This window comes from Janthinobacterium sp. B9-8 (assembly GCF_000969645.2).
In the GTDB taxonomy this organism is placed as follows: Bacteria; Pseudomonadota; Gammaproteobacteria; order Burkholderiales; family Chitinibacteraceae; genus Iodobacter.
Window position 1 is genome coordinate 2131974 of sequence record NZ_CP014222.1, and the last position, 11614, is coordinate 2143587.

An 11614-nucleotide genomic window follows, 5' to 3' on the forward strand; every position below is an offset into this window, starting at 1 on the left:
TAAGTTATACACATTACTCATAGCCATGAAGGGCAGCTTGTCAAGTGTTAAGGTAAAATTAATCCTTTGTTACTGATTTTTTTAAGTCATTGATTTTAAAGGGACTAATTTAAAGTTCAAAAAATAGGCAAGCTAAGCATAGCCCCGAATCTATTGGGGTTTGTCCACTTATCTTCAGTTAATCCACAAAGTTATCCACACAATCTGTGGGTAGTCTTGTTTTGCAGCTATTTGCAGGGCGTTTATGACCGGAGTATTAAAGAAATGTGTTTATGTTTCGGTGGCGCTCGATGTTCCGCTTACACGCCTTTTTGAATATAGCGTTACAGCAGAGCGCACGCCAGCTATTGGCGCTCGGGTGATTATTCCCTTTGGCCCGCGCCGTTTAGCAGGCGTTGTGCTGGGAGTAGCCGCTGAAACGCAGTTTGATAGCAGCAAGATCCGCCCAGTGATTGCTCTGCCTGATGATATGCCGCCCTTGCCAGAGGATGTACTGGCGCTGAGCCGCTTTTGTGCCGAGTATTATGGCCACCCCTTAGGCCAAGTCTTGGCCACCGCCCTACCCGTCGCTTTGCGCCAGCCCAAGGCCTTTGTGCCACCTGAGCCAAGCGGCGTCTATCAAGCCAGCAATATGGATGCGCTATTACAAAGCCTGTCTTCCCGCGCCACGGCACAAAGGCAGCTTGCCTTAATGCTAGCCCAGCCAATGGCGCGTGCCGAGCTGGCAGCTATTTCGCCAAGCGCCAATAAATGGCTAAAAAACTGGATAGATGCAGGTTGGGTGGCTTTTACCGAAACACTGCCCGATGCGATTCCCTTGCCTGTCGGGGCGGCCGAGGCCAATGCCGAGCAAGCCGCAGCAATCAACCTGATTGATAGCCAGCATGCGTCATTTGCCGCGTTTTTATTGTTCGGGATTACTGGCAGTGGCAAAACCGAAGTGTATTTGCAGACCATCGCAGCTTGCCTCGCCAGAGGTCGGCAAGCCTTGGTCTTGGTGCCCGAGATTAACCTTACCCCGCAGCTGGAAGCGCGGTTTAGAGCGCGCTTCCCCAGTGCCCGTATTGTGGCGCTGCATAGCGGCTTAAGTGATAAAGAAAGGGTTCTGAACTGGCTGTCTGCCAGCAGTGGTGAGGCGCATATTGTGCTCGGCACACGTTTGGCCGTGTTTACACCCATGCCACGCTTAGGAATGATTGTAGTGGACGAGGAACACGATGCCTCGTTTAAGCAGCAGGAAGGCCTGCGCTATTCGGCGCGGGACGCGGCCGTGTATCGCGCGCATCAGCGGCAGGTGCCTATTGTGCTGGGTTCAGCGACGCCAGCACTAGAGACCTGGCATAACGCCCGCCAAGGGCGCTATCGCCTGATCACCCTGCAACACCGCGCGGTGGGCGGTGCGATGCCACCAAAAATCGAAATTATCCCCATGCACCGCGCCAAGGTGGTGGAAGGCCTGCATCAGGCCACTTTAAATATCATGCGTGATCATCTGGCGGCAGGCCAGCAGGTACTGGTGTTTATCAATCGCCGTGGTTATGCACCGGTGCTCTCTTGCGGCGAATGCGGCTGGCTAGGCGAATGCAAGCGCTGCTCGGCCAAGCTGGTTCTGCACTTAAAAGAGCGCCGCTTGCGCTGCCATCATTGCGGCTATGAGGAAGAGATTCCTACCGCTTGCCCAGATTGCGGCAATCAGGATATACGCCCGCTTGGGCAAGGCACGCAGCGGATTGAAGCCGCTTTAGAAACGCTGTTTCCTGACGCAAAAATCTTACGCATCGATCGGGACAACACACGGCGCAAAGGCAGTTTGCAGGAAATGCTGCGCCAGGTAAGCGCGGGCGAGGCTAATTTGCTGGTCGGCACGCAAATGATGGCTAAGGGCCATGATTTCCCTGCACTTAACTTGGTAGTGGTGTTAAACGCCGATGCGGGCCTGTTTAGCGTCGATTTTCGGGGTGAAGAGCGAATGTATGCCCAGCTTTTACAGGTGGCGGGCAGAGCCGGACGCGCAGGCACGCAAGGCCGGGTGCTCATTCAGACTGGCTATCACGACCATCCCTTTTACGGCCAACTGCTAGCGCAGGACTACGCTGCCTTTGCCGATACGCAGCTGGACGAGCGCCGCAGCATGCAGCTGCCGCCGTTTGCGGCTTATGCGCTACTACGGGCCGAGGCCGAAGATGGCACACTGGCGAAAGCTTTTCTACAGCAATTACAAGCCGTGCTCGCCGATGCGGCAGGAGTACAAATGTTTGACCCTATTGCCGCCACCATGCAGCGCAAAGCGGGCATGGAGCGCTGGCAGCTGCTGGTGATGAGCGACACGCGCCATCCTCTGGTCAATGCCCTAAAACGAATCGCGCCACTACTGGAAGCACGTAATAATAAAGTGCGCTGTATTCTGGATGTGGACCCGATTGAAATGTGATTGCTATAAAGAGGCAGAGCATTTGCGGATAAATGCCTGCGATATTTGCACTTAAACGAGCAAGATTAAGCCAAATGAGTTTAACCCATTCATAAAAAAGGCTGGGCCCTGTGCAATACAGAACTCAGCCCTTGGCAAACTTGCTTAATAAGATCAGTTAAATCAAACAGCAGTATTTTATATTACTTGCTTACGCTTAATATTTTAACCTTTACTTCTTTACCGCCCGGCGCAGGCCAATCAATACTTTGCCCCACCGATAAACCCAATAAAGCACTGCCCACAGGGGCGGTAACAGAAACCTTGCCTGCTGCGCCGTCTATTTCATGCGGAAAACACAGCGTCAGCTCAAATTCTTTATCGCCCGGCGTCATCAAAAAGCGTGCAGTAGAGTGCATAGACACCACATCATCGGGCATATCGGCCTGCTCCAGCACAGTGGCCCGGCCCAATTCTGCCTCTAATGCATCCGCATCCGGAAAAGCATCTGCAGGCAATTTATCCAGCAAAGCATAAAGACGATCACTATCTAAAGTGGATACGGTAATCGGGGGCAATACGCTCATTATCTAATTCTCCAAACCCGCCGGCAAAGGCAATAATATTTAACAATCAAGATTAGACGCAACATATAAAAAGTAGTTCCCTAATAAACCATTAAACAAAAAAAATCCCCATCGCACGATGGGGATTTTTTAAATAGGCAAGTCGCGAATTTAAGTGCGGCGTCTGAATAATGGCTGTTGCTGATCTAGGCCTGTTTGATAAGCTTCAGGGAAATCATTCAATCCCAATAAAGCGTCTTCCAGATTTTTATCGCTATTCACCACAAAGGCATTAAAACCACAGCGTTTTAAATAGCCCATCGTATCTTTAAATACATCACCAAACGCACGTAATTCACCCACAAAACCAAAGCGCTCGCGTAATACACGACCAATCGAAAAACCACGGCCATCGGTAAAAGTGGGGAATTCCACTGCAATCAGCGCAAGGCTGGCAGCCTCTGCACCCAAGCTTTCCGGCTCATCATCCGGCGCAAACCACACACCAAAATCGCCACGACTGATCAACGCTGATTTTTGTGCAAAATACTGTGCCAAGGGCACAATCACTAAACCACTGGCCGGCAACTCAGCAAAGCTGCCATCGTCACTAAGGCGCAGTAGCTGTGCATCGCATTCCACAATAGCTGCATCTTTAATAATACGCGCCATTATGCCGTCTCCTTCGCATAAACGCGGGCCTTAAAGGGCGGCATACCAATGCGATCAAACACATCAATAAAACGCTCTTCACCCAAACGATTTTCTACAAATACGGCCATGATTTTTTCGATGACATCTGGCATTTGTTCCTGAGCAAAAGAAGGCCCAACCACCTTAGCTAAAGTCGCCCCATTACCCTGACGCCCGCCCAAAGACACCTGATACCATTCGGAGCCATTTTTATCGACCCCTAAAATGCCGATATTACCGACGTGGTGGTGGCCACAGGCGTTCATACAGCCCGACATATTTAAATCAATTTCGCCCAGATCATAGAGATAATCCAAATCATCAAAGCGCTCTTGAATCGCAATGGCAATCGGGATTGATTTGGCATTGGCTAACGAGCAGAAATCGCCACCGGGGCAGCAAATTACATCGGTCATTAAGCCAATGTTAGGGGTTGCAAAACCAATTGCCTTGGCTTTTTCCCATAGTTCAAACAAATCGGCTTGTTTTACATCGGCCAGAATCAAATTCTGCTCGTGCGAAACACGTAATTCACCAAAAGAATAAGCATCGGCCAAATCGGCGACGGCAGCCAATTGATCGCTAGACGCATCCCCTGGTGCAACGCCATGCTTTTTAAGGCTGAGTGTGACTGCGGCATAACCTGCTTGCTTATGCTTAAACACATTACGCTCTACCCAACGGGCGAATGCTTTGCTATCTAATTGCTGCTGAACAAAGCCCGCATCGTCCCCCGCAAAAGCAGTGTAATCCGGCACCGTAAAGAAGCCTTTCATTCTATCGATTTCGGTCGCGGTTAAAGTTTGTGGGCCGTCTTTTAAAAATGCCCATTCTGTTTCAACTTTGCTGGCGAATACTTCGGGCGTCATGGCTTTAACCAGAATTTTAATTCGCGCTTTATACTTATTATCCCGACGGCCATAGCGGTTATACACACGCAATACCGCATCTAAGTAAGTCAGCAAATGAATGCTAGGTAAAAACTCGCAAATCACGCTGCCAATAATCGGCGTGCGGCCTAAGCCCCCACCCACAATCACTTTAAAGCCAATCTCACCGGCTTCGTTTTGCACCACATTTAAACCAATATCGTGCACCCAAATAGCCGCGCGATCTTCTGCTGCGCCATTGACTGCAATTTTAAATTTACGTGGTAAATGGGCGAATTCAGGATGGAAAGTCGACCATTGACGAATAATCTCGCACCAAGGGCGCGGATCAAGTATTTCATCATGTGCCACACCCGCAAACTGATCTGAAGTGGTATTGCGAATACAGTTGCCCGAGGTTTGAATAGCGTGCATTTGCACGGTGGCTAATTCAGCCAGAATATCAGGCACGTCTTCTAATTTGGGCCAGTTATATTGCAGATTTTGGCGGGTAGTAAAGTGCGCATAATCTTTATCATATTTACGTGCAATTTCTGCCAATTTACGTAATTGGATGCTAGTCAGATGCCCATAGGGAATCGCCACGCGCAGCATAGGGGCATGGCGCTGGATATAAAGGCCGTTTTGCAAACGCAGCGGGCGGAATTCTTCATCGCTCAGCTCACCCGCTAAAAAACGGCGAGTTTGATCACGGTACTGAACCACACGCTGGTCTACGATGCGTTGATCGTAGTCGTCGTAGATATACATCTGAATCATCCAGAAAAAGAGATCGGGCTATGTGCCGCCAATGACATTAAAACTGCAATAAAAAGGGCAGAAAATCTCACTACTTGCAGAGATTGTCTACCCGAGTGTGCCAATTTATCCCTCAGACTATACCAGCGGCACTTTACAAACCAAATGACTATTTTTGAATAAGGTTAGGCTGCAATCGGCATATACCCGCTTGCCTTCTGGAGTAAAGAGACGGCTCCGTAAATAAACTGCCCATAAGCCCGGTTTAAAGCAGCTGGCATAATAAGCTGCAAAAATCATCAGCAAAACAATGTACTGGGCATTATTTACCTTGCTCTCTGCTGGCACAGGCCAATCGTATGGGATAACCACGATGGCGATTTGTTTACACGGCTCTTGCACGAAGAGTATCCTCGCATTTCAATCGAACTTTGAACCCACAGCATGACACTCCAAAGCACCCCAATTAATCGCCTCGATTACACTCCTCCGGCCTTTTTAATCGACCGAGTGGATCTTACTTTCGAACTAGAAGAAAGCCAGACCCGGGTTCAATCCCGTCTGGTACTCAAACGCAACCCTGAGGCCGCGCCCCAATTACCACTGGAGCTGGCTGGCGAAGAGCTGACACTTGAATCGATCAAGTTAGACGGCGCGCCACTCAAGGCCGATGCTTATACGGTTTCTGCCAATGGCTTAATGATCGCGGCCATGCCCGACGAAGCCATTCTGGAAATCGTGACCCTGATTAACCCGCTCACCAACACCAGCTTAAATGGGCTGTATGTTTCGAGCGGTAATTTTATTACTCAGTGCGAGGCCGAAGGCTTTCGCAAGATTACTTATTACTTAGATCGCCCTGATGTGATGGCTAAATTTACCACCACCATCATTGCCGATAAAACCCGCTACCCTGTACTGCTGTCTAACGGCAATCGCGTCGACAGCGGCCAGATGGATAAAAACCGTCACTGGGTAAAATGGGTCGATCCATTTAAAAAACCCGCTTATCTCTTTGCACTGGTTGCCGGTAAATTAGTCATGCTGGCCGATCAGCACACCACGCCAAGTGGCCGCCAGGTTGCGCTAGAGATTTTTGTAGAGCCGGGCAATCTGGATAAATGTCATCACGCCATGGCCGCAGTCAAAAAAGCCATGCGCTGGGATGAAGAGCGCTTTGGTCTGGAATACGATCTGGATTCCTACATGATTGTTGCCACCAGCGATTTCAATATGGGCGCGATGGAAAACAAAGGCTTGAATATTTTCAACACCAAATACGTGTTGGCCAAGCCAGAAACCGCCACTGACGTGGATTTTGACGGCATTGATGCCGTGGTTGCCCACGAATACTTCCATAACTGGACCGGCAATCGCGTGACCTGCCGCGATTGGTTCCAGCTCAGCCTAAAAGAAGGGCTAACGGTTTATCGCGATCAGGAGTTCTCCAGCGATATCGGCAGCCGCTCGGTTGAGCGTATTAATAACGTAAAAGCGCTGCGCGAAATGCAATTTGCCGAAGACGCAGGCCCGCAAGCGCACTCGGTTCGCCCAGAAGCTTACTCAGAAATTAATAATTTCTACACCATGACCATTTACGAGAAAGGCTCGGAAGTGGTGCGCATGTATGCCACCCTTTTGGGCAAGGCAGGCTTTCGTAAGGGGATGGATCTCTACTTTAAGCGCCACGATGGCCAGGCAGTTACATGTGATGATTTCCGTGCGGCCATGAGTGATGCAAATGGTGTTGATCTCACTCAGTTTGAAGAGTGGTATAAGCAGGCAGGTACACCAGAATTGGCCATCACCAGCCAATATGACGCCGCAGCCAAAACCTATACCCTGCATATCGAGCAAAGCTGCCCAGCCACACCGGGCCAAGCCGAAAAACGCCCTTTCCATATTCCGCTGGCACTAGGCCTCTTGGATAAGCAAGGCAAAGACTTGCCGCTGCAATTAGTGGGTGAAGTAGAAGCACAGGGCACAACACGCGTGCTGGAGCTGACGGCCACCAGCCACAGCTTTAGCTTTATCAATATTGACGAAGCGCCAACGCCATCCTTGCTACGTGATTTCTCTGCGCCGGTGAAGCTGAGCTATGCTTACAGCGATGAAGAGCTGGTGTTTCTGATGGCTAACGACAGCGATGCCTTTAATCGCTGGGAAGCTGCCAATACCTTTGCAAAAAACCTGCTGCTCTCGCTTTACGCCAGCAACGATGATCAGCCACTCGCGCCTGCCAGCTTTATTAATGCGCTGCGTAAAGTATTAAGCGAAAAGCTCGATCCTTCACTCATTGCACTGATGCTGGATCTGCCGCGCGAAAATTATCTGCTTGAACAAATCGACAGCGTAAACCCTGCGCAATTGCATCTGGTACATCGCAGCGTCAAAGCACAAATCGCCCGCGAATTACGCGCCGAGCTGCTAGCAACTTACAACAAGCTCAACGATGGTAGCGCCTACCAGTACGAAGACGCGGGTAAACGCAGCCTGAAAAACATCTGCTTAGATTACTTAGCCGAGCTGGATGAACCCTTAGTTACCGAGCTATTAAGTAAGCAATATCGCCTTTCCGACAATATGACCGATCGCCTTTCCGCGCTTAAAGCACTGGTTAACCGTGATGGTGGTGAAGCCCAGCTGGCAGATTTTGCGGTGCAATGGCACGACGACGCGCTGGTGATGGATAAATGGTTTGCCCTGCAATCCACCAGCCGCCGCCCCGGCGCACTCAGCCGTGTGCAAGCGCTCATGGATCATCCGGCATTTTCAATTAAAAACCCGAATAAAGTACGCGCGCTGATTATGGGTTTTTGCTTGCAAAATGCAGTGCATTTCCACGCAGCAGATGGCTATGGCTATGCTTTTGCTGCCGACCGAATTATTGAACTCGACAAAATCAACCCACAAGTCGCAGCCCGCTTGGCATCCAGCTTTAACCGCTGGAAAAAAATGGAGCCACAACGCAGGCAAATGATGCAAGACGAGCTACAACGCATTGCCCAGCAAGATGATTTATCCAGCGATTTGGCTGAAATTGTGAATAAAGCGCTGAGCTAATTTTTTCGCTACGTCAGCAGCACAAATACCTTTGGGCATGCTCAAAGGTATTTTTTTGCTTAAAAACGACTCAAAAACCCTGACACAGATATTTCACCCTATAATGCTTAGCCACCCAATAGCTTACAATAAAAAACAACACTTAATCAGCGGAAATCCCATCCCAAAATAAAACCCAAATCTTGAAGCACTTCGACCCCAGAGAACGCAGAGTTGCACGAAGAAAACCTTGTATATAGATGCTTTTCTCCGTGGCCCCCGTGTTCTCCCTTTCCTTTGTGGCTCAAGATTTGGGTTTTACATGACTTCCACTAACACGTACTAGCAAACATCCAGCGAATAAGATGATGAAAAAAATCTCCTTAAAATGGATATTGGCACTCACCCTTGGCAGCGTCACCGCGCTTGGGGCTTACTGGGTTTTCAAGCCTAGCAAAGAAATCCCGCCCAAGCTGGATACGCCGATTATTGCACTGGCAGCTGGCTTGGCAGCCCCTGATGTCGTGCTGGCGACCCCTAATTTAGCGCAGCTACCTGCCGCACTGATGCAAGTACCACTATTTAAAAAGGTGCTCACAGAAGATGCGGTGGATTATTACGAGCATCATCCGGACAAACTAGGCCTGGAAGGTTCGCTCAGACGGATTGCTTTTGAGCACGAGCTTAATCTGCAAGACCGTTTTATGAATGCGCTGCTCTCTGAGCCTGCCGAAATGGCGATGTGGAAAAGCGACGATGGCCGCCCCGGCCACTGGGTGCTGCGCATTACAAAAAACAATTTCGCCAGCCTGCTGCAATGGGTAGCTAAGGCTTCATTAAGCGATAGCCAGCTTAGCGTGGATGGCAGCATCGCCAAAGTGCCATTGTATAAATTGCAATATGGCAACGACGACGCCCTCTGGTTTTTTAGCCAGAATAATAAACTAGTCGTGCTTTCTGATAAAAGCTGGCTGGAAGGCAAGCAGGCTGCGGCATGGACTAAAATCTTAAGCGGCCTGCTTGATGACAAGGCCAATCCTTTACTCCAGCATTACGGCGTGCAAGCCGCCAACAGCGGCCATGCTGTGGTCGCGAATATGAAATATCTTTCATTTGGCTATCAAAGCCTCTTTGCCAATGTAAAAGCGCTGCGCATGGATGTCAGCAAAGAAAACGGCTGGTTCAGCCATGTACTGCTTAATCAGCAAACTCGATGGGATGGCATGGCGCTCTGGCAATCTGCCCCCGATGGCGCTGCGCTTTGTCTATCCGCCCCTGTAGATTGGAAAACACTCAAGCCCGTCAGCAAAAAAGCCAATATCCCCGCCGAATGGCTGGCACAACTGGAGCCTGCCGCAGGCGTGTGCTGGTATCCGGATTCATCGCTCTACACCCCGCTGCTGCTGGCACAAACCCGCGAGCCAAAGCAATTTACCAAGCACGCCCCCAAGCTGTTTGACTGGCTGATAGGCGCAAGTGAAGCCGGCCTGCGGGACGAAGAAGCATCGCGCCTGCCGGTCAGAAAAAGTAAAAAAGATGATGGCCTGCTATTGCAACGCGCGGTGAGCGCCGACGATGGCAACCTGAGCAAAGAGGCCAAAGACGCCGCGCCTGATGTCGATAAGCTCACGCTGGGCCGCTATTTTGACGTCAGCATGGCGCAATCCGGATCATCCATCGTGTTCTCGCCAGACAGCAAACTCGTCAGCACAGCCATGGCCGTACAGCAAAAACGCTACGCCGCACTGGCAGACCGAATGGAAGGCCCAAAACAAGGCTATATCGCCCCGGAAGCGCTCTCCAAACTACTTACCACCGCCACGATGTCCACGCTGCCGGGCAAAGCACAGCCCCTGCTACAAAACGCCGCCGTTACGTATCTCATCCCGCATATCACTGCGATAGGCGAGTTCTCCAACACCGGCCTGCAACTCAGCCCCAGCGCAGATCAACGCAAAGATCAGCATTGGGAAAGATTGGAGTGGAAGAATCCGAAGTGATTTATGGGGGAATTGACAAACCCACACCTTGAACCACTTCGGCCCCAGAGAACGCGGAGTTTCACGGAGAAAAACAGGGCAGTAGGTATTTAATATTTTAAAACCCAGCGACTAGGGTTTAGATCTCTGCTCGTGGCACGGGGCTTAACTCCCCCTTGAAGCACGCCGAAGCGAGGAACAAGCGGGGTTTCGGCGAGGACTGTTTGAGCGAAGCGAGTTCCGCAGCCGCCGCTCGATTGTCCGCAGCGATGGGTTTCGTGCTGGCCGGGGCGGCCTTCTTTGCGTACTAGGATTTCTGGCCGTTCAAGAAAGTGAGTCCCACGCGGGGGATTCCCACACCAAAATCAACGTGCCGGAGGCACTGATCTTTTTGAATTTGTTTGCCGTACATGAAATGAAAACCGCCACATTTGGCAAACACCCCAAACAACAGCGAATATCACCCCCAACACAAGGAAACCGACCTTCTGTGTTTTTAAGTAAATATCTCTGCACTGGCCTTATCCTGCTCTGCACCACCAGCCATGCCGCAGAACCCGTCCTCAACCCCGCTCAAACGCAGGCTTTTCGGGGCTGGTTTGTGCGGATTGTGAATGAGCAGCTTCGTCAGGGGCCGAACCCGCGCTGGCAGCATCGAGATTGCGCGGGGCTGGTGCGTTTTGCGGTGGCAGAAGCCTTGCAAAAGCACGATGCGGCATGGCTGCAAAGCAATGGCATCAGCCGTACAGGTTTACCGCCAGAAGTGGATTTAAGCCCAGCCAGCCGCGATGCCCTGCGGCACAACTGGAAGCAATCTGACGGCAAACGTGCCGCCTATGTGCCCACCTTCGGGCTGGTGCAAAATAATGCCCGCCTGATTGGCAAAGATATTAATCAGGCAGAGGCGGGTGATTTACTTTTTTTTGACCAGGGCGACGATCAGCATGTGATGGTCTGGACTGGTCGTTATATTGCCTACCACACCGGAACGTCTCACCCAAAAGACTCGGGTTTAAGAGCCGTAAGAATCGATCAATTAATGCAATGGAAAGACACGCGATGGCAGCCACGCAACGACAACCCCAACTTTATCGGCATCTATCGCCTGGCTTTCTTGCCCTCTGCTTCTTAATTTTCCGCTTCTTCCGTAGTGCACATCAGTGGAAGTTTTATCATATGCAAAATCTTGAACCACAGAGAGCACAGAGTTTCACAGAGAAAAATCTCAAAAAAAGGTTTGGCTTTCTCTGTGGCTCTCTGTGTTCTCCTTTTACTCTGTGGTTCAAGATTCTGATT

At 50.6% G+C, this 11614-nt stretch carries 7 protein-coding genes; 4 read left to right on the forward strand and 3 right to left on the reverse strand.

Annotated elements, in window-relative coordinates; genetic code table 11:
- The first annotated feature begins 244 nt into the window (after window positions 1-244).
- Window positions 245-2431 carry a primosomal protein N' gene (locus VN23_RS09575; RefSeq protein WP_046351310.1) on the forward strand — a complete coding sequence of 729 codons (2187 nt, stop codon included), beginning with the start codon at window positions 245-247 and terminating at the stop codon, window positions 2429-2431.
- A 182-nt stretch (window positions 2432-2613) separates the two neighbouring features.
- On the opposite strand, the gene rnk is transcribed toward VN23_RS09575, so the two are convergent.
- The 3 genes from rnk to VN23_RS09590 all read right to left on the reverse strand — a co-directional run bounded on the left by rnk (window position 2614) and on the right by VN23_RS09590 (window position 5309).
- Window positions 2614-2997 (reverse strand): nucleoside diphosphate kinase regulator, encoded by a 384-nt coding sequence (rnk, locus tag VN23_RS09580; protein WP_046351309.1) that lies wholly within the window; start codon window positions 2995-2997, stop codon window positions 2614-2616.
- Window positions 2998-3147: 150 nt separating this feature from the next.
- Complete coding sequence (locus tag VN23_RS09585; RefSeq protein WP_046351308.1) at window positions 3148-3648, reverse strand: DUF934 domain-containing protein; 501 nt, start codon at window positions 3646-3648, stop codon at window positions 3148-3150.
- Entirely contained in the window at window positions 3648-5309 is a 1662-nt protein-coding gene (locus VN23_RS09590) for a nitrite/sulfite reductase (protein ID WP_046351307.1), read from the reverse strand. Before VN23_RS09590 ends, VN23_RS09585 begins: the two co-directional genes overlap by 1 nt.
- Window positions 5310-5741: 432 nt before the next feature.
- Between VN23_RS09590 and pepN the strand changes: the two genes are divergently transcribed.
- The 3 genes from pepN to VN23_RS09610 all read left to right on the forward strand — a co-directional run bounded on the left by pepN (window position 5742) and on the right by VN23_RS09610 (window position 11450).
- On the forward strand, window positions 5742-8360 hold the full coding sequence (pepN, locus tag VN23_RS09600; protein ID WP_046351305.1) for an aminopeptidase N: 2619 nt from the start codon (window positions 5742-5744) through the stop codon (window positions 8358-8360).
- A gap of 344 nt (window positions 8361-8704) precedes the next feature.
- Window positions 8705-10339 (forward strand): DUF2138 domain-containing protein, encoded by a 1635-nt coding sequence (locus tag VN23_RS09605; RefSeq protein ID WP_046351304.1) that lies wholly within the window; start codon window positions 8705-8707, stop codon window positions 10337-10339.
- Window positions 10340-10808: 469 nt separating this feature from the next.
- Window positions 10809-11450, forward strand: a complete 642-nt coding sequence (locus tag VN23_RS09610; RefSeq protein ID WP_231743387.1) for a DUF1175 family protein — start codon at window positions 10809-10811, stop codon at window positions 11448-11450.
- Window positions 11451-11614 lie beyond the last annotated feature (164 nt).

Coding starts and splice junctions, on each gene's coding strand:
- VN23_RS09575 (WP_046351310.1), top strand. CDS start 245: ATGACCGGAGTATTAAAGAAATGTGTTTATGTTTCGGTGGCGCTCGAT.
- rnk (WP_046351309.1), bottom strand. CDS start 2,997: ATGAGCGTATTGCCCCCGATTACCGTATCCACTTTAGATAGTGATCGT.
- VN23_RS09585 (WP_046351308.1), bottom strand. CDS start 3,648: ATGGCGCGTATTATTAAAGATGCAGCTATTGTGGAATGCGATGCACAG.
- VN23_RS09590 (WP_046351307.1), bottom strand. CDS start 5,309: ATGTATATCTACGACGACTACGATCAACGCATCGTAGACCAGCGTGTG.
- pepN (WP_046351305.1), top strand. CDS start 5,742: ATGACACTCCAAAGCACCCCAATTAATCGCCTCGATTACACTCCTCCG.
- VN23_RS09605 (WP_046351304.1), top strand. CDS start 8,705: ATGATGAAAAAAATCTCCTTAAAATGGATATTGGCACTCACCCTTGGC.